Raw genomic sequence first — 15,475 nt, 5'->3', positions numbered from 1 at the left:
TACCGTTCACCAATGGCCGTCACCACCCTCCCCGCCCAGGCCCGCCCCGCACGAAGACCAGACCGCCGTCACACCCCGCACCTGGCCCTCGCCGCAGGCCTGTTCGCCGCCTACACCCTCACCTCGGTCCTCCGATACCAGCGCTACGCATCGCCCAGCTGGGACCTCGCCATCTTCACCCAAGCCGTCAAGGCCTACGCAGCGTTCGGCCCGCCGATCGCCCCGATCAAAGGCGACGGCTTCAACCTCCTCGGCGACCACTTCTCACCCGTCACCGCGACGCTCGCCCCGGCCTGGTGGATCGCCCCCAGTGCGATCACCCTCCTCGTCGCCCAGGCCGCACTCATGGCCTGGTCCGCCGGCATCGTCTCCGCGACCGCCGAACACCTCCTCGGCCGGGCCCGCGGCCTATGCACCGGCGCCGCATACGGCCTCAGCTTCGGGATCCTGCGAGCCGTCGACTTCGAGTTCCACGAGATAGCGTTCGCCGTCCCCCTCCTCGCCATGACCGGCCGCCAGCTGATCCTGCGCCGCTGGACCCGCGCCGCCTGGTGGGCACTGCCGCTACTCCTCGTCAAAGAAGACCTCGGCCTGACCGTCGCCGCGATCGGCCTGTACATCGCCCTCGCCAGCCGACACCGTGTCCTGGGCGCAACACTGGCCGTCCTCGGCCTGGCAGCGATGACGGCATGCGTCTGGTGGCTCATCCCGCACTACAACCCCGACCACGCCTACCCGTACTGGGACCGAATCCCCGCCGGCCCCTGGTGGCACACCCCCGCCGACGCCGCCACCCGCCTACAGACCTGGAAGACCCTGGGCTGGACGCTCGGCATCACCGGCCTCCTCGCAGCCAGATCCCCACTCGCCCTCGTGGCCGCCCCCGGCCTGCTGCTGCGCCTCGCCTCCAGCAACGAAGGCATCCACGGCACCGGCGCGCACTACTCCGCCACCGCCATGCCGATCATGTTCCTCGCCGCTGCGGACGCCGCCACCAGGCTCCGCCGCTCACCGAAGATTCCGCTGCGCCAAATCGCAGACCGCGCCATCACCACACTCCCCGCCATCTCCCTCGCCCTGATGTGCGCCTTCGGATACGGCATCGCCGACCTCACCAGAGTCCAAGCCTGGACCGGCACCGAAGTAGGCGCTGCCCGGGCCGCGGCCGCCCGCATGATCCCCGACGGAGCCAGAGTCGAGGCTGGAATCGCCGTGTCCCCCCACCTTGCCGGCCGGGCGACCGTGTACTGGACCGGCGACCCGCACCGGCCCGTCGGCTGGATCGTCATCGACCGCCCGGAGTGGCCGGAGGCCCCCGCCGATCTGGTCGGCTATGCCGCGGCGGAGAACGGGGGAGCCCGGTACCAGGTGGTGTCCGAGCGGGCAGGGATTGTGGTGCTGCGTCTGACCATCACAAACACATAGAACGCACGTTCGATATCGTGGGTGTGTGAGCACAGCCCTCCACCCCACATGGTGCGACCCCGCACACTGCGACGTCCCCGACCGCCAGCCGCTCGGAGCCCGCGGCGGCGCCCACCGCTCCAAGCTGGTCGCGCTCAACCTGGAAGCCGAAGCCCGCGGCGAAACTGGCCACGTCTACGCCGGCCTCGCCCAATCCGCCCGACCCCGCGCCGGCGTGTTCCTCAAATGGATCATCAACGGCGAAGTCGTCGGCCACCTCCCCCTCGCCGACGCCGAACCCCTCGCCTGGCTCATCGCCGACGGACTCGCCAACCTCCGCGGCGACGACCAGCCCATCGAACACGCAAAAGCGCCCGACCAGTAGGCCGGGCGCAACGGGCGAGAGTGGCTACTTGGGCGTCGGCACCTCGAACGCGTGGCAGGGGCTGGAGAACCGCATCACCTGGCCGTCCGAGAAGTCCAGCTGGAACATGTTGGTCCGGCCGCACGTCGGGCACTTGCTCCTCCCGCCGAGGGGCTTGCCGTCGGCGTCGAAGAAGTTGCGGAGGTGTGCGGCACTGACCGGGACGTACTCGGGGTTGCTCATGAGTCCTTTCTAGTGGTCCCTAAAATGCCCGGCCAGAGCCCGAAAGGGTCACCCGAAATGGCTCGGCAGGTTGGAACTATCCACGCCGTTACGCGAGAGCGTCAGGCCGTCACGGTGGGATGCGGTAAGTCATGGCCGGCTCGGGCGGCGCGGTGATTGGACTGCGTGGGTGCCCCGTTGCCGTGCCTGGGGTCAGTGGCGGTGGGTGGGCGGGCCGTACGGGAACTGCTGCCAGGCCGGTCGAGGCTCGCAGCAGAAGTCGCCGTCGTAGTTGGCCGTCCGCTCGCGGTACCGGCGGAGCGTGACGAGGGCGTCCTCGCCGTCGGCCCAGGACAGTTCGCCGCGCGGGTTGCGGGCGACGAGCCAGTCGGGGCCGAGCGCCTCGACGGTGCAGCAGGTGTAGTGGTCGCGGCCGAAAACCCCGCCACAGAATCCGTGAAGAATGTCGCCGACGGCGATGGGCTGGTTCATGAGGCTCCTCAGGGTTGGTAGTCGGCGAGGTCGCGGATGACGGTGATGGTCGGCGGGGTGATGGGCGGGGTCGGGGCGTCGGCGCTGTCGGCGAGGATGCGGTCAGTGATGGCCTGGTCCGTGTACCGCTCGTCCTGGTGGCGGTCGTCCGCGCAGCTCACGGCCGGACCTTGCTGGCCAGCCGGTGGCAGGAACACGTGTCGGGGCAGGTGCCGTCCGGGAGGCGCTCGTCCAGGCCCGCGTACCCGGCACTGCCTGCCGTGCTGGTGGTGGCCCCGTCGAGGGCGGTGTGGGTGAGGCGGCGGCCACCTCGGACGGTCTCGGTGTTGATCGGCATGCCGCAGTCGCACCCGTCGAGCGGACGGCAGACGCAGGGCTGCCCGCCGTCGAGGATCGTGGTGATGCGGCCGCAGACGTCGCGGGTAGCGTCGTCGTCCTCGTCGTGCTGGCCGTACACGGAGGCGACCAGCCGCTCGCACTCGGCCCGGGCGGCGTCGATGCGGGACTCGGCACGCTCGGCACGCTGGTAGTGGATGTCGACCATGCCGCGGGTCAGCCGCACGAACTCCGCGTACTGGGCGCTGAGGATGTCGACGGTGGTCTCGGCGTCGGCGGCCCGGGCCTGCTGGCGGCGGGCCTCCAGGATGGTGGACTGCCAGGCGCGGCGGGTGTAGGCGGCGCGGCGGCGGGCGGACTGCCAGGCGGCCCGGTAGCGGTCGGCGCGGCGGCCCGGCCGGCGCCACGCGGCGAGCTCGTCCTCGGCGGCCCGCAGGTCGGTCGCGGCCTTGGCGGCCCGGGCGAGTGCGTCGTCGCGTTGGCGCGTGAGTTGCTGCTGGTAGGTCTCCTGCTCGGGGATCATGCGGCGCTCCTGGGGGTGAGCGGGTGGACGAGGCGGACCTCGCGGGGGTGGAGCTGGCGCGTGATGATCGCGAGGCCGATTGAGTGGGCGTTGTCGCGGGCGCCGAGCTTGCGGTGGGTGGTGGTTCGGATGTTGGTGACGGTGCCTCTGGAGATGCCGAGGGTGTGGGCGATGTAGGCGGTGGTGTGGCCGTTGGCGGTGAGGCGGAGGACCTGAAGTTCGCGCTCGTTCAGAAGTTCGCCGGGCTCGGCGTTCGGGGTGCTGGGCGGTCGGGTCACGGCTGCGGCTCCTCGGCGATGGGCTGGCATCGGTGGCAGCCGTTGTGCATAACGCAGGCCATCGACGTGTTGCAGCCCTGCATCGGGTGGATGCGGCGCATCGAGTGGCGGGCGAGCATGCCCTCCAGCTCGTCGGCGGTGCGGCGGTCGAGGACGATCTCGTCGCGGTCCGGGCCGAGGCTGAACGTACGGAGGGCGCCGAGCTGCAGGCTGATGGCGACGCGTCCGTCGGGCAAGTCGGTGACGGTGATGAAGGTCGGCTCGGACGGCGGGCGCTTCACGGCTGCGGCTCCTCGGGGGCGGCGAGTGCGCGGAGCAGGTCAGACAAGCGGAGCGCGTCGTCGATGGTCAGGTGGAGGAGCCCGGTGAGGCCGCGTCGGTTGTCGAGGGCGAGGCCTATGCAGCCAGCGCGCTGGTGGCCACTCCAGGTGCCGCAGGTCCGGCGGCCGTCGATGACGACAGGGGTGTTCTCTCCGCCCCAGCGGCGGACTCCAACGAGCCAGAGGTCGGGCAGGGCCTGGATGTCGTTCATGTGGTGCCTCCGGGGCGGGGGGTGCGGCGGGTGCCGTGGCAGCAGGCGATGAGGGTGAGGGCGGAACCGGCGCCGAGGATGGCGCCGGCCACGAGCAGCAGGTGCGCGGTCGTCACTCGGCGGCCCTGATCTGGGCGATCCGGTCGAGCGCGGCCTGCACAGTGAGGCCGTTTACCGTGACGTGCCGGGCCGCCTCCTGTGCGAGCTTCAGCGCGGTGTCGAGGTCGTGCCGGTGATTGGCCGTCCACTCGTCGCGGGCGGCGTGGTAGGCGTCCCACTCGGTGTCGTTCTCGGGTTCGCGGCTGCCGGGCTTGCCGGGCGGCCACTCGGGGCCCCAGGACCACTGGCCATCGGCGCCGAGCGACTGGTGGTGCCGGGTGACGGCCCACAGGTCGCGACCGCGGTACTCAACGGCGATCTCGAAGACGTGGGCGTCGGGGCTGGAGTCCTCGGGCATGCAGTTGACGGTGTAACGGGTGGCCTGCACCCGCGGCTCCAGGACGGTCACTGCTGGCCGCCGTCCTGGCCGAGCACCGCACGGGCGAGGTCGATGGGCTCCCACAGCGCGGCCAGGTGTTGGACCATGCTGGTCAACCACTTGCGGATGGCCGGCTCGTCAGCCTCGGTGACGCGGATGCTGTAGGACATGCAGCAGCTCTTGCGCGGCATGATGAAGAACAGCTCCAACTTCTCGCGGCCGTCCCATTCGTGGTGGCCGGGCTTGCGCCAGTCCCAGCGGTAGAGGTGGTTGAGGTCGGCATCGAGGTGGGGGGCGATCTCGGTGGCGAACTCGCTCCAGTCCTCGCACTCGTTGGTGTAGCCCTCTGCTCCGTAGTACGGGTGGTCGATCTCCCACAGGTGCTGGGCTGCGTTGGCGAGCAGGTCGGCGGGCTGGTCGGGCACGGGCGCTCCTCGGGTGGGTGGGGCCGCCGCCCGGGGTGGGCGGCGGCGGGACGGGATGTCAGGCAGCGGCGAGCGCAGGCTGGCGGGCGGTGATGCCGGTGGCTTCGGCGATCAGCACCGTGGCGAGGGGCGGGGGGACGGCGTTGCCGATGGCGAGGTACTGCTGTCCGGCGGTGCCGTGCCACTGGAGGCCGGGGCGGAAGCCCTGCAGCGCGGCACAGTCGGCAACCGTGGGCCGCCAGCCGCGGGGGCCGGGGACGCACAGGGCCGGGTCGCGGTCGGCGGTGTTGCGCATCGCCCGTCGGCTGCCGTTGCCGAACGGCTCGGCCCCGCCGGTGGAGGTGCCGCCGCCGGTGACGGTGGGGGACGGGCGCCGGGTGTATCCCCAGCCGACGGTGTCGCGCATGGCGGTGAGCGGCAGCTGTCCGGGCCCGCCGTGCGTCGTGGCGGGAAGGGCCACGGGCCGGGCCTGGGAGGCGATGAGGACGGCGCGCTTGCGGTGCTGGCCGAGCCCGTACGAGGCGGCGTCCACGATGCCGGTGGCGGTCCGGTAGCCCCAGTCCTGCAGCAGGTCGGCGTACAGCTCCCACAGGGGCAGGACGGCGGGTACCTGTTCCATGAGGATCCACTCCGGGCGGAGGTCGTGGTACCAGCGCATGGGTTCGGCGGTGAGGGCGGAGCGTTCGTCGCGGCAGGCGGCGCGCAGGGCCTGGCGGGTGTCGTGGCCGCGGGCGTAGTCGCGGATCGCTCCGGCTACGTACGGGGCGTCGTGGGTGCCGGCGCCGTTACCGGACTTGGAGAAGCTGGGGCAGGGCGGCGACATGATCACCCCGGTGGTGCCGCGGTGGTCGGCGGTGTCGAGGGTGGTGATGTCGGCGTGGATGGTGGCGTGTCCGGCTGCGGTGCGGGTGGTGCAGGCGGAGGCCGAGTAGTCGATGCCGGTCTCGGTGAGGCCGAGCACCTGGGCGCCTTCGGCCCAGCCGATGCCGGCGAAGCCTCCGAGGATGGTGGTCACGGTGGTCCTCAGCTGGTCGGGGTGCGGGCGGCGAGGAGGTATCGCGCGGCAAGGCGCTTGGCGGCGTCGCAGGCCTTGGTCATCTCGGTGAGCTCGGCGCGGAGGCGGGTGTTCTCGGCGTCGCGGGCGGCCAGCTGCTGGCGCGTCTCCCGCAGGTCGGCCTCGGCGTGCAGCCAGCGCATCAGCGTTGGTCGCAGGGCGTCCATCGCGGCGCGGGCCTGCCGGTGGTGGTCGGCATCGGGATGGTCCTGCGCGAGCTGGTGCAGGGCGCTGAGGACCTCGTACTGGCGGAGCTGGCGGATCTCGGTGGGCTCACCGCACGTCCAGCAGGATGGGCCGACGCACAGGTGCGGCGGGGTGGCGGTCACCGGTCACCCCCGGCGGCGCAGGTGTGCCCCCGGCCCGCGCAGTTGCAGCCGTCGCACTGCTCGCACAACTCGGCGTGGCAGTGGGAGCAGTGCGCGCCGATGCAGGGGCTGTCGTGGTCGCAGGAGTAGGTGTCCATGGCGGGTCTCCGTGGTGGGTGTGGCGGGGCTGTGCGGGGCGGCCGGTGGGGGCGTCAGCAGCGCTGGCAGGTGACGTCCTCGGTGGTCGGGATCAGGAAGTGGAGGCGGCGGGCCGCGGACTCGCTCGCGCAGCAGGCGGGCAGGTGGGTGCGGAGGCGCTTCGAGTAGCTGCCCTTGCGGTGCACGGTGCCGGTGTGGGTGCGGAGGTTCGCGGGCTGGTCGTCGGCCTGGGCGCGGTGGGTTTCGATCTCCTGCGCGGTGGCCGGTCGCACCGTCACGCGTCGGCCGTCGGGGTAGGTGATGGCGTAGGTGCTGCCGGAGCCGTACAACTCGGTGCCGTCATCGTGGCCAGCGCTCATGACGGCCTGGACCTCGTCGAGGGCGGCGCGGGTGGCGATGAGGGTGGTGGTGCCGTTCTCGGTGCGGATGTGGGTGAGGTCCATCGGTTCCTCCAGCTCACAGGTGGTTGACCACCTCTAGATAAGCACACGCTGGACAGGTGGTCAACCACCCTGCGAAGATCTGGTCATGGCCAACATGCACAAGCACCCCGTCCGCGGACTCCGCGGCATCCCCAGCGACCTCTGGGACGCCTTCGACCAGTCCGCCAAGGGCGTCGGCGCCGACCGCTCCGCCCTGCTCCGCCAGTTCATGGAGTGGCACACCCACCAGCCCGGCGCCGAGCTCCCCGCCCGGCCCGAGCCGCCCAAGGCCTGACCAGCCCCGACCCGTAGCCGCCGGCCGACGCCGTGCGGCTCTTCGTGCTGTCCGGCGACAGTCGGCTGGCGCACGGCGGGTCCTTTCGCGTGGTGGGGCTGTGCGGGCGCGTGGCGGCCTCGCGGGCGGGCGGTGACCGACGGGTCCGGTCCGGTACTGCGGGGCCGTCAGACGGGCGCCTGCGGGCCGCCGGGGGCGGGTTGCGGGTTGAGCACGGCGCGGATCTCGTCGAGGAGGTTGCGGGTCTGCGGTCCGATGCAGTGGTCGGTCCACTGCTCGACGACGTCGAGGGCGGCGTCGAGGCGGCCCTCGGCGCGGTGGGCGCGCTGGTTCTCCTCGACGGCCCGGGCGGTGAGGCGCTGGACCTCGGATCGCTTCCGGTCGAGGACGGGCCACACGACCGCGAGCATCGCGTCGACCAGGCCGAGGCGCTCGGCGCGGGGCTTGGTGGCGTCGTCGACGATGGCGGTGACGACGGCGCCGCGGAGCTCCTTGTCGGCCACCGTGCGGGCCTGGATGGCGTCGAGATCGAGGGGCGCGGCGGGCTGGGTCATCACGACTCCTGGTCGTCGGGCACGTGGTTGGTGAGCGTCGGGTAGAGGTCCGAGAAGGTGAGGCAGGCGTCCACGACGGTGATGAGGGCCTGCCGGTCACCGGGGTACTCCAGGTCGTGGTGGCGCATGCCCTGCACCCAGCCCATGACGGAGGCCTCCTTGACCAGCAGGCGCTCGCGCTCGGTGAGGCCCATGAGGATCTCGGCGACGGCGTCGAGGCGGGCGGTCTCCCGTTGGGCGAAGTAGGCGACCAGGGCATCGGGCAGGTCGGCCTGGGGCTGGGTCATCGGCTGGTCTCCTCGGTGGCAGTGGGCGTGCGGCGGTTGCGGTGGAAGTCGCGGAGCCTGTCGTAGGCCTCGTCGAACGCCGCGATCTGGTCCGGTCCGGCACCGGGGCGGTACAGGGCGGCGCGAGCGGCGGTGATGTCGTCGCGGATGACGGTCTCGGCGGCGGGCTGGGGCTGGGTCATGGGTTCTCCTGGGCGCGGGTCGGGGCGGGTCCGGTCAGGCGGCGGGCTGGACGGTGTAGGTGCCGTCGGGCTGGCGGGTGATGGTGTCGCCGAACTTGGCCAGGGCCCGGGGGAGGCCGTCGTGTTCGAGGATCGTGAGGCCGTCGACCTCGACCCGGTTGGTGAACGGGTCGGCGACGAAGTGGAGCTTCGACGGGCCGATGAGTTCCCACAGTTCGCCGAGGTTGGCCGGGCCGACGGTCCACTCGGTGCGGTTGGTGTCGGCGCACAGGGTGCACGGCGTGTGACCAGCGGTGTCGGTGGCCTGGAGGACGGCGCCGCCGTGGTTGAGGCGGGCGGTGTCGAGGGCGGGGCAGGCGGCGTCGGAGTGGTAGCGGGTGGTGCCGCGGATGACGAAGGCGGTGGTCAGGTCGGGCTGGCCCATGACTCAGACCCCCTGCGCGGCGGGATGCTCGGCCTTGGCCAGGTCGTACTCGGCGATGCCCCGGACGATCGCGTGGCAGGCCCACAGGAATTCCCACGACCAGTCATCGAACGACTGCTCCCAGGCAAGCGGGTACCGGAGGGTGTGGCCGGCGTGGTTGAAGTTCTCCGCGGCGTGCCGCGCGAACTCCTCGAACTCCAGCGAGTACTCCTCGTTGTCGAGGATCTGCTCCCGGACGGCCTCGATAAGGCCGGGGTGGCGGGTCTCGCCGGACGCGGCCCAGCTGGTGAGCCAGTCGCGGAACCTGGCCTCCGACCACGCCTTGGCCTGGCCGGCGACCACCTTCTCCTGCCAGTGGCCGGGGTTGATGCCGTAGTGGCTGGTGCCGCGGAACATGTCGAACAGGTCCTGCGTCGGGTGGAGGGCGAAGACGAAGTTCGGGCCGTCGCCGCGGATGGTGAGGCCGTTGGGCCAGGTGATGAGGTCGTAGCGGTAGAGGCCGCCGTACTGCGGGTTGACGTACCGCAGGTGCCGGTAGAGGCCGTCGTCGTGGAGGACGGTGAGCCGGTGTCCGGCGGTCTCGCTGGCGAAGCGGGCGGCGATCTGCTGTTCGACGGTGAGCTTGGGCTCGGGCTGGTCGGTCATGTCGGTCTCCGGGTTCAGGCGGCGGGGTGGGTGGCGGATGCGGCGGTGAGGATGTCGGTCCGGATCCGGCGGAGGTCGGCGAGGGCGTCGAGCCACCACTGCCGGAGTTCCGCGTCGTCGGGGTCGGCGTTGAAGGCCGCCCCGCATTCGGCAGCCCACTCCTCGGCCTGGACAAGCGCGGACTCGGTCACGGTGGCCTCCTCAGGCAGCGGGGCGGGTGTAGGTGGCGAAGAACTTGCGGCGCCCCAGGTAGCTGGTCGCGCCGTGGTCATACGGCCGGGTGATACCGATCCGGTTGCCGTCGACGACGGTGATTCGGACGGACCCGCCGAACGGGATCTTGCGCGTCCAGGTTTGGCCGGGGTAGATGCCATCGGGGTCGGTCATCGAAGCTCTCCAGGTGGTCAAAGGAGGTGGGCGGGGGCGCGGACGGTCACCATCCGCGGCGGTAGCTGAACGGGCACCTCAGGTACTGGTGCGGGGGCCAGACGCTGGCGGCTGCACGACCGGATGGCCGGCTCGGCGTGGGGCTCGTACACGGCATCCAGCTCGGCGGCCGTGACCTCGATGGCCTGGTCGTACGGGGTGCCGTCGATGTGGACGAAGTACTGGTTGCCCCAGTGCCGGGAGGGGAGCCCGGTGACGGTGCCGACCTGGCCGGTCGCGGTGACGCATACGCGGGTCTGGGTGTGGTGGACGATTGGCTCCTCGCCGCGTTTGGCGAAGGCGCGGACGAGGCCGTCTCGCAGTTTCTGCACGAAGGCGTCGCCTTGACTGGCGTGGGGCTCGCAGTAGTTGCGGAGCTTCTCGCGACTGGTACCTCGGCTGATCCACCGTGTGGTGGTGGCGTCGGCCTGGCAGTGGATCATCTCGTCGAGCTCCTCGCCGCCGTGGGGGCTCGGCTTGTAGGTGAGGGCGACGTTCTCGCAGAGTTGGACGGCGGTCACTGCGGGCTCCTCAGGTATCGAGGCGGCTGGGGGTCAGTGGTAGACGTAGCCGCGCCAAGCGGCCTCTTCCTCGACGACCTGCTGCGCCCACTCGTCACGGCAGTCGTTGCACGCGAGGTCGCCATCCGGGCCGGGCTCAAGGTCCACGGCGTCGAGGTGGGAGCAGCCGTCGAGCATGTCGCCGGCGATGAGGTGGATCAGGTCGATGGCGGTGGTGTGCATTGGGGCTCCTCAGGCGGCGAGGGTGAGGCGCAGCGCGGCGGCCTTGAACGCCGGCTTGCGGGGCCGGCAGGCCATGGCGATCACGGCGACCTGCGCGGGGGTGAAGCGGCGGGTGGTGCGCATTCGGCGGCCGGCGTGGACGCGGTGCTCGCTGCCGGTGATGCCGAGCTTGGCGGCGGTCTTGCGGAGGGTTCCGGCCATGCTGCGGGCGGCGGCAGGGCGGAGGCCCTGGGCGATGCCGTGGGTGGTGAGGGAGGCCTCACTGCGGCGGCGGATGGAGGCGGCGGCGCGGGTGGTGCGGGCCCGGTCGCGGAGGGTCTGGCGGGCGGTGCGGGTGCGGGCGTTCATCGGGATCCCCCAGTGACCAAGTAGCGCTACCTTGTTGCGCTGTCTGGTATCCACCATAGCCGCCGTAATCGAGAAGCGCAACCATGTAGCGGTCCCAAGATGCGCTCCTACCCAGCGAACCCAACCCGCGATACCCTTACAACCATGACCACCACAACCGACGACCCCATCACCACAGCCGCCGCCCGCTACAAGCGCGACGAAGCCAAGGCCAAGCAATCCCGCACAGCACTCACCGACCTCGTCCTCGCCGCCCTCCGCGAACCCGACGCCAAACCAGCCGAGATCGCCCGCCGCGCCGACTGGACGCCGGCCTACGTTCGCAAGCTGGCCCGCGACAACGGCATCGAAGCCGACGCCGCCTACAAGGCCCGCACCGAAAAGGCCCGCGCCAGGCTGATCGCGGAGGCCACCACCGAGAACTGACCCGCCACACCCCGCCAGCCGCCCGGCACCACCGCCGCGCGGCCCTTCTGCATGCCCGCACACTTCTTCCCGGGCCCGGGAAGAAGCCAGGCCACACCCACCGCGCCCCCTCACCGCTGCGCCCCGAAGTCGTCCACACGGATCCCCGCAGCCGCAGCACGCCGCATGCAATCCCGAGTCCCCACCGACCGGCCCAACGGGAACGCCACACACACCGCAGCACCCCGATCAACCATCACCTGGTTCCGCCGCGGACCAGCAGACCGGCCGAACCGCGCCCAATCCGCGGGCCACCGTTCCTCCCGAACGCCACGTCCGAGCCGAACCCTCGCCCATGCCGCAGCCATCGAATCCACGCCCGTCGGACAAGCCCCGTGAACGACAACCAGCCCCGAATAGTCGAACTCCTCGGCCACAAGATCTAGGCCCGTTATCACCGCAGAACGGTCAGACCACGACCGCGAGCCCGTCACCAAGACCCGAGCGCTCACAACCGCACCCCCACGGCGCCGCACCTGTTGCACGAGAACCCCGCAGGGGGGACCCCATGACACGTCCCGCAAACAGGCGCAGCACCCTCACCCTGCGCCAGCAACACCAGCTCAGGCGCCCAGCCCAACCACACCAGCAAGTTCGCCAGCAGGTGCGCGTCCGGAGCGCCGCCCTTCGCCATCCTGGTGAACGCCGACGGTGTCGCGCCCACCGCCCGAGCAAGCCCCGACCGCGACCACCCAAGCTCCGCACACCGCGCATCCACTACCGCCAGCAGGCGAGCAGGATCCAAGCGGAAGACGACGCTCATTCCTGGCCCTCCGCATCCCAACGCTCCAACATGCGCTCGAACACGTCATCGGGCGCCGACGGCAAACCCCACACCAGGCCCCACCGCATCCGGCGCCCCACCAGACCCGCCTTCGCCGGCACCACACACCGACCCCGCCGCCGGTGCCGATCGAAAGACGTCCGCGAACTGAACGTCAGGTGACACCCCCCGCAGTGAGACCGCGTGTCGCCCGTCCACCACGCCCCACACCCATGCCGGATCGCCGATTTCGGAACCCGCACCTCGGCGCCACTCACTGGATACCCCTTCCCGCTGTTGCTGACTGAGTAAGAACGGCCCCACAGGCCGACCCCGGCCCATCGGCCCAACCCGACCCCGGGAGGCCGTCAGATCCGCGCCTGGGGAGGCGAAGGTCGTGTGGAGGCTGGATCTGCCACCCCTGCGCCCGCAGCTCGACGACCGCGAGTTCGGCCTGCCGCCGGGGCGGTGCGTACGGGTTGTCTTCGATGACGGCCCGGATGACTGCGGCGACTGCGGCTGGTATCGGTTCGCGCATCACGCAGTCCGTCGTTGCGCGTGGTGGGCTTTGGCGTCATCGACGCGGCTCGGGTGCGGGCTGTTGCGCCGGCTCCATCGGGCGGCGCCGTCGCGGGGTGCTCGGGTGTGGCGCCGGCACTGTTCACCGGCCGGGGCCTGGCACCACCGGCAGGGCACGCCGAGGAGGTCGACCTGGCCGTCTCGGCGTGCGCGTTCGCGGGCCGCCCGCATGGGCAGGGCCGATTCCAGCAGCCGGCGGGCGTCGTCGGGTATCGCGCCGACGCCGGTGATGGCGGCTTCGATGTCGGGGTGTGGGCCGCCGTCGGTGATGGCGACGAGTTCGGGCCGCGCGTTGCCGTCGGCGATGGCGGCGAGTTGGGCGCGCCGGTTGCGGGCGTATTCGGTGCCGGTCTCGTCGCGGCCGTCGGCGGGGTAGGCGAGGACGCCGTGGGGGATGCGCTGGTGGCGGATGGCGGCTCGCAGGGTGACGACGTTGTGGGGCTGGATCCAGCGTTGGCGGTCGTCGCCGGGCCGGCCGTAGAACTCGGCGACGGCCTGGAGCGCGTCTTGGTCGAGCGGCACGTCTCGGAGGGCGGCGGCCCAGGCGCGGGCGTCGGTTTCGCCGACGGTGCGGCGGTCGTAGGCGGCGATGTGGCCGAGGAGGGCGGCGGCTTGGGCGGGGGTCATTGGGGGTTCTCCTCTGCGGCGAGGCGGGCGGCGAGGTCGAATGCTGAGGCGACGCGCTGGTCGGCGGTGGAGGGCCGGTAGCCGTCGGTGCCGGTGGCGGCGAGGGGGATCACGTTGGCGTTCATGACCTGGTTGACGACCGAGGGCAGCGTCGAGGGGTGGAGGCCCTTGGCGGTCCACAGGGCGAGGCCCCGGCGGATGTGGTCGCTGGCGATGCCTTCGTCGAGCATCTGCTTGAGGTGCTTGGAGGTCTGGCCGATGACGGCGCCGGGGGGCCGGTTGGGCACGTGGTCGAGCCATTCGGCGACGAGGGTCTGTGCGGTGATCGGGTCGTGCGGCGCGACTGCGCCCGCCGTAGGCGGAACGTGGCTGGGGTAGGGGACAGGGGTAGGGGCAGGGGATAGTGCGCGCGACGCCTGTGTGCGCGTCGTCTGCGCGTGCGCACGCGTAGAGCCTCTCCGATCCCCTTCGCCAGGCCCCTCCGAAGGGGGTTCGGCAGGGGCCTGCGAAGGGGGGTCGGTGTCCCCGTCGGGAACGGGCTTCAAGGCGCGTGCCGGGGGGTTCGGCAGGGGCTCGCGGAAGGCCCTGCGAAGCGTGTCGATGTGCTGCCCGACTTCCTGACGGATCGACAGCGGTCGGCTGCCCGGGTCATCACTCAACTCATCGAGCGGGATCCGGTCCATCTCCTCCAGCAGAGCCCGGCGCAGGCGCCGCGACGAGATCTCCAGCGCTCCGGACACGGCGGCACCCATCACCTTGGGCTGCTTCCACACGCCGTCGTTGCGGATGAATGACCGGATCAGCAACTCCTCCGTGTCGTCATCGACGACCACGAAACGGGCCGCGTCGAGCTCGGCGAGGGTCTTCTCCAGGCCCGCAGGCGTGAGGCCGCGGGCCTTGCGGGCCCACCGCTTGAGGGTGAGGGGGAGCAGTCCGGCGTGGTTGAGGTTGGGCTGGGAGATGAGGAACGCGTAGGTGCCCTGCTGCTCCCGGTCGAGGGAGAGGAAGTCGGCGTCCTCCCAGATGCTAGAGAGGACACGTCCGTGACCTCGTGCCATGCCGGTGCTCCTTGCGTTGGGGGGTGATCAGTTGGAGTTGAGAGCTGCGGCTGCGGCGATGGTCAAGACCCACAGCCCGAGCCACGCGCCGATCCAGATCCGACACCACATCGGGGCGTCACCCGTTGCGGTGATGTAGGCCAGTGGCGGGACCTGGATGAGTACGCCAAGGACGGAGGCGGCGGGCGACTGCTTGGCCATGGAGGGCTCCTAGACGGTTGAGTTGGTGGCGCGTTCGCGGCGACGGAGTTTGCGGCCGGCCGCGGCGACGGCGACGGCGTCCCGGCACGGTTGGCAGGTGGGCGTGCCGAGGACGGTGTGGTCGTAGTAGCCGCCCGGCGTCCCGCACCTTCCGGTCCAGTCCGGCAGGGCGGCCGGGTTGTCGATGTCGTCGTCGTCCCACGCGGCCGCCGGAGCCCACCTGGACGCGGTGGCTGCGTTGGCCGCGGCCCGGATGTCTTGCGGTCGGGCTCCGTGTGCGGCGGGCTGTTGGTCCCAGTACAGGTCGTACAGGTGGCGGATCGCGGCGGCCCGCCACGCGGTGATGCTCAGTACGCGCTCGTGGAGGATGTCGAAGTACAGGCGGGCGTCGGCCTGTTCGCGGCTCATGCCCGCGGTGGCGATGAGAGTGCGCAGCGGCCAGCCGGCGCAGCGCAGGGCCTGCAAGCGGCGGCGGCTGCCGACCGCGTCGACGAGGGCCTTGCCGTCGGCGGCCAGCCCGCCGACGGGAAGCGGCACGGAGATGATCGCGCGGGCGGTGGCGGGAGAGAGCCCCCGGGTGGGGGGCCTCCCGGCGGCTCCGACGAGGAGGCCGCGGATGACGGCGCGTGTGACACCGGCGGCGTGTGCGCTCTGGTCCCAGGTGTAGCCGGTGGCGGTGAGGGCCTGGACGTGGCGGCGGGCGGGTTCTGCGGGGACGCGCTGTTGCCACCTGCCGTAGGCGATCTGCCGGTCGCGAGCGGTCTTGTAGGCGGCCATGGCGTGTCGGCAGGGGAGGCAGCGGCAGCCGTGGTGGACGTAGGTGGAGCGGCCGTGGCGGCCGCCAGTGGGGGCGGTGCGGGTGGGGCTGGTCACTGGCGGGC

The 15,475-nt window shown here is 71.6% G+C and carries 32 protein-coding genes; 4 read left to right on the top strand and 28 right to left on the bottom strand.

Features of this window, described 5'->3' with window-relative positions:
- The first annotated feature begins 12 nt into the window (after positions 1 to 12).
- Together ACGFZP_RS12965 and ACGFZP_RS12960 are read left to right on the top strand one after the other, a co-directional pair.
- The gene (locus tag ACGFZP_RS12965) at positions 13 to 1,425 is read left to right on the top strand and encodes a DUF2079 domain-containing protein (RefSeq protein WP_392931580.1); all 1,413 of its coding nucleotides are present in this window, start codon (positions 13 to 15) and stop codon (positions 1,423 to 1,425) included.
- Between the two features lie 25 nt (positions 1,426 to 1,450).
- A complete protein-coding gene (locus ACGFZP_RS12960) occupies positions 1,451 to 1,789 on the top strand; it encodes a hypothetical protein (protein ID WP_392931579.1) in 339 nt (112 codons plus the stop codon).
- A 24-nt stretch (positions 1,790 to 1,813) separates the two neighbouring features.
- Here ACGFZP_RS12960 and ACGFZP_RS12955 read toward each other — a convergent pair whose 3' ends face one another.
- The 13 genes from ACGFZP_RS12955 to ACGFZP_RS12895 form a co-directional block, all read right to left on the bottom strand.
- Complete coding sequence (locus ACGFZP_RS12955) at positions 1,814 to 2,011, bottom strand: hypothetical protein (RefSeq protein ID WP_392931577.1); 198 nt, start codon at positions 2,009 to 2,011, stop codon at positions 1,814 to 1,816.
- A gap of 192 nt (positions 2,012 to 2,203) precedes the next feature.
- Positions 2,204 to 2,482, bottom strand: a complete 279-nt coding sequence (locus tag ACGFZP_RS12950; protein ID WP_392931576.1) for a hypothetical protein — start codon at positions 2,480 to 2,482, stop codon at positions 2,204 to 2,206.
- A gap of 8 nt (positions 2,483 to 2,490) precedes the next feature.
- Positions 2,491 to 2,643: a hypothetical protein gene (locus tag ACGFZP_RS12945; protein WP_392931574.1), complete on the bottom strand. Its 153-nt coding sequence runs from the start codon at positions 2,641 to 2,643 to the stop codon at positions 2,491 to 2,493.
- Positions 2,640 to 3,341 (bottom strand): hypothetical protein, encoded by a 702-nt coding sequence (locus ACGFZP_RS12940; protein ID WP_392931573.1) that lies wholly within the window; start codon positions 3,339 to 3,341, stop codon positions 2,640 to 2,642. The genes ACGFZP_RS12945 and ACGFZP_RS12940 overlap by 4 nt, the downstream gene beginning before the upstream one ends.
- Positions 3,338 to 3,619, bottom strand: a complete 282-nt coding sequence (locus tag ACGFZP_RS12935; protein WP_392931572.1) for a response regulator transcription factor — start codon at positions 3,617 to 3,619, stop codon at positions 3,338 to 3,340. The genes ACGFZP_RS12940 and ACGFZP_RS12935 overlap by 4 nt, the downstream gene beginning before the upstream one ends.
- Positions 3,616 to 3,900, bottom strand: a complete 285-nt coding sequence (locus ACGFZP_RS12930; protein WP_392931570.1) for a hypothetical protein — start codon at positions 3,898 to 3,900, stop codon at positions 3,616 to 3,618. Before ACGFZP_RS12930 ends, ACGFZP_RS12935 begins: the two co-directional genes overlap by 4 nt.
- On the bottom strand, positions 3,897 to 4,151 hold the full coding sequence (locus ACGFZP_RS12925) for a hypothetical protein (protein ID WP_392931568.1): 255 nt from the start codon (positions 4,149 to 4,151) through the stop codon (positions 3,897 to 3,899). The genes ACGFZP_RS12930 and ACGFZP_RS12925 overlap by 4 nt, the downstream gene beginning before the upstream one ends.
- 112 nt (positions 4,152 to 4,263) lie before the next feature.
- On the bottom strand, positions 4,264 to 4,659 hold the full coding sequence (locus ACGFZP_RS12920; RefSeq protein WP_392931567.1) for a hypothetical protein: 396 nt from the start codon (positions 4,657 to 4,659) through the stop codon (positions 4,264 to 4,266).
- On the bottom strand, positions 4,656 to 5,054 hold the full coding sequence (locus tag ACGFZP_RS12915; RefSeq protein ID WP_392931566.1) for a hypothetical protein: 399 nt from the start codon (positions 5,052 to 5,054) through the stop codon (positions 4,656 to 4,658). Before ACGFZP_RS12915 ends, ACGFZP_RS12920 begins: the two co-directional genes overlap by 4 nt.
- A gap of 58 nt (positions 5,055 to 5,112) precedes the next feature.
- Entirely contained in the window at positions 5,113 to 6,069 is a 957-nt protein-coding gene (locus tag ACGFZP_RS12910; protein ID WP_392931564.1) for a DNA cytosine methyltransferase, read from the bottom strand.
- Positions 6,070 to 6,077: 8 nt separating this feature from the next.
- Positions 6,078 to 6,437, bottom strand: a complete 360-nt coding sequence (locus ACGFZP_RS12905; protein ID WP_392931562.1) for a hypothetical protein — start codon at positions 6,435 to 6,437, stop codon at positions 6,078 to 6,080.
- Positions 6,434 to 6,574 (bottom strand): hypothetical protein, encoded by a 141-nt coding sequence (locus ACGFZP_RS12900; RefSeq protein ID WP_392931561.1) that lies wholly within the window; start codon positions 6,572 to 6,574, stop codon positions 6,434 to 6,436. Before ACGFZP_RS12900 ends, ACGFZP_RS12905 begins: the two co-directional genes overlap by 4 nt.
- A gap of 54 nt (positions 6,575 to 6,628) precedes the next feature.
- Positions 6,629 to 7,018: a hypothetical protein gene (locus ACGFZP_RS12895; protein WP_392931560.1), complete on the bottom strand. Its 390-nt coding sequence runs from the start codon at positions 7,016 to 7,018 to the stop codon at positions 6,629 to 6,631.
- Between the two features lie 85 nt (positions 7,019 to 7,103).
- Between ACGFZP_RS12895 and ACGFZP_RS12890 the strand changes: the two genes are divergently transcribed.
- Positions 7,104 to 7,292: a hypothetical protein gene (locus ACGFZP_RS12890; protein ID WP_392931558.1), complete on the top strand. Its 189-nt coding sequence runs from the start codon at positions 7,104 to 7,106 to the stop codon at positions 7,290 to 7,292.
- Positions 7,293 to 7,459: 167 nt separating this feature from the next.
- Here ACGFZP_RS12890 and ACGFZP_RS12885 read toward each other — a convergent pair whose 3' ends face one another.
- The 10 genes from ACGFZP_RS12885 to ACGFZP_RS12840 are packed head-to-tail and all read right to left on the bottom strand — an operon-like array spanning position 7,460 to position 10,901.
- Complete coding sequence (locus ACGFZP_RS12885) at positions 7,460 to 7,846, bottom strand: hypothetical protein (RefSeq protein WP_392931556.1); 387 nt, start codon at positions 7,844 to 7,846, stop codon at positions 7,460 to 7,462.
- On the bottom strand, positions 7,846 to 8,133 hold the full coding sequence (locus ACGFZP_RS12880; protein WP_392931554.1) for a hypothetical protein: 288 nt from the start codon (positions 8,131 to 8,133) through the stop codon (positions 7,846 to 7,848). Before ACGFZP_RS12880 ends, ACGFZP_RS12885 begins: the two co-directional genes overlap by 1 nt.
- Positions 8,130 to 8,315, bottom strand: coding sequence for a hypothetical protein (locus ACGFZP_RS12875; RefSeq protein WP_392931553.1), 186 nt, complete (start codon positions 8,313 to 8,315; stop codon positions 8,130 to 8,132). The genes ACGFZP_RS12880 and ACGFZP_RS12875 overlap by 4 nt, the downstream gene beginning before the upstream one ends.
- A 34-nt stretch (positions 8,316 to 8,349) precedes the next feature.
- A complete protein-coding gene (locus ACGFZP_RS12870) occupies positions 8,350 to 8,739 on the bottom strand; it encodes a hypothetical protein (protein ID WP_392931551.1) in 390 nt (129 codons plus the stop codon).
- A gap of 3 nt (positions 8,740 to 8,742) precedes the next feature.
- Positions 8,743 to 9,384, bottom strand: a complete 642-nt coding sequence (locus tag ACGFZP_RS12865) for a hypothetical protein (RefSeq protein ID WP_392931549.1) — start codon at positions 9,382 to 9,384, stop codon at positions 8,743 to 8,745.
- 14 nt (positions 9,385 to 9,398) lie between these two features.
- Entirely contained in the window at positions 9,399 to 9,575 is a 177-nt protein-coding gene (locus ACGFZP_RS12860; protein WP_392931547.1) for a hypothetical protein, read from the bottom strand.
- A 10-nt stretch (positions 9,576 to 9,585) separates the two neighbouring features.
- Positions 9,586 to 9,771, bottom strand: coding sequence for a hypothetical protein (locus tag ACGFZP_RS12855; RefSeq protein WP_392931545.1), 186 nt, complete (start codon positions 9,769 to 9,771; stop codon positions 9,586 to 9,588).
- Between the two features lie 17 nt (positions 9,772 to 9,788).
- Positions 9,789 to 10,331 (bottom strand): hypothetical protein, encoded by a 543-nt coding sequence (locus tag ACGFZP_RS12850; protein WP_392931543.1) that lies wholly within the window; start codon positions 10,329 to 10,331, stop codon positions 9,789 to 9,791.
- Positions 10,332 to 10,364: 33 nt separating this feature from the next.
- Positions 10,365 to 10,553 (bottom strand): hypothetical protein, encoded by a 189-nt coding sequence (locus ACGFZP_RS12845; protein WP_392931542.1) that lies wholly within the window; start codon positions 10,551 to 10,553, stop codon positions 10,365 to 10,367.
- A gap of 9 nt (positions 10,554 to 10,562) precedes the next feature.
- Entirely contained in the window at positions 10,563 to 10,901 is a 339-nt protein-coding gene (locus ACGFZP_RS12840; protein ID WP_392931540.1) for a hypothetical protein, read from the bottom strand.
- Between the two features lie 144 nt (positions 10,902 to 11,045).
- Between ACGFZP_RS12840 and ACGFZP_RS12835 the strand changes: the two genes are divergently transcribed.
- Complete coding sequence (locus tag ACGFZP_RS12835; protein ID WP_392931538.1) at positions 11,046 to 11,327, top strand: hypothetical protein; 282 nt, start codon at positions 11,046 to 11,048, stop codon at positions 11,325 to 11,327.
- 110 nt (positions 11,328 to 11,437) lie between these two features.
- Here ACGFZP_RS12835 and ACGFZP_RS12830 read toward each other — a convergent pair whose 3' ends face one another.
- The 5 genes from ACGFZP_RS12830 to ACGFZP_RS12810 form a co-directional block, all read right to left on the bottom strand.
- Positions 11,438 to 11,800 (bottom strand): SLOG family protein, encoded by a 363-nt coding sequence (locus tag ACGFZP_RS12830; RefSeq protein ID WP_392932236.1) that lies wholly within the window; start codon positions 11,798 to 11,800, stop codon positions 11,438 to 11,440.
- An 866-nt stretch (positions 11,801 to 12,666) separates the two neighbouring features.
- A complete protein-coding gene (locus tag ACGFZP_RS12825) occupies positions 12,667 to 13,335 on the bottom strand; it encodes a hypothetical protein (protein ID WP_392931537.1) in 669 nt (222 codons plus the stop codon).
- On the bottom strand, positions 13,332 to 14,393 hold the full coding sequence (locus tag ACGFZP_RS12820) for a hypothetical protein (protein ID WP_392931535.1): 1,062 nt from the start codon (positions 14,391 to 14,393) through the stop codon (positions 13,332 to 13,334). Before ACGFZP_RS12820 ends, ACGFZP_RS12825 begins: the two co-directional genes overlap by 4 nt.
- 27 nt (positions 14,394 to 14,420) lie before the next feature.
- A complete protein-coding gene (locus ACGFZP_RS12815) occupies positions 14,421 to 14,594 on the bottom strand; it encodes a hypothetical protein (protein WP_392931533.1) in 174 nt (57 codons plus the stop codon).
- A gap of 9 nt (positions 14,595 to 14,603) precedes the next feature.
- Entirely contained in the window at positions 14,604 to 15,467 is an 864-nt protein-coding gene (locus ACGFZP_RS12810; protein WP_392931532.1) for a hypothetical protein, read from the bottom strand.
- Positions 15,468 to 15,475: the final 8 nt, after the last annotated feature.

The sequence above is a fragment of the Kitasatospora sp. NPDC048239 genome (assembly GCF_043202015.1).
Lineage (GTDB): Bacteria > Actinomycetota > Actinomycetes > Streptomycetales > Streptomycetaceae > Kitasatospora.
Note: the sequence above shows the minus strand (reverse complement) of the source record. Positions and strands in the feature narration are given on the sequence as shown.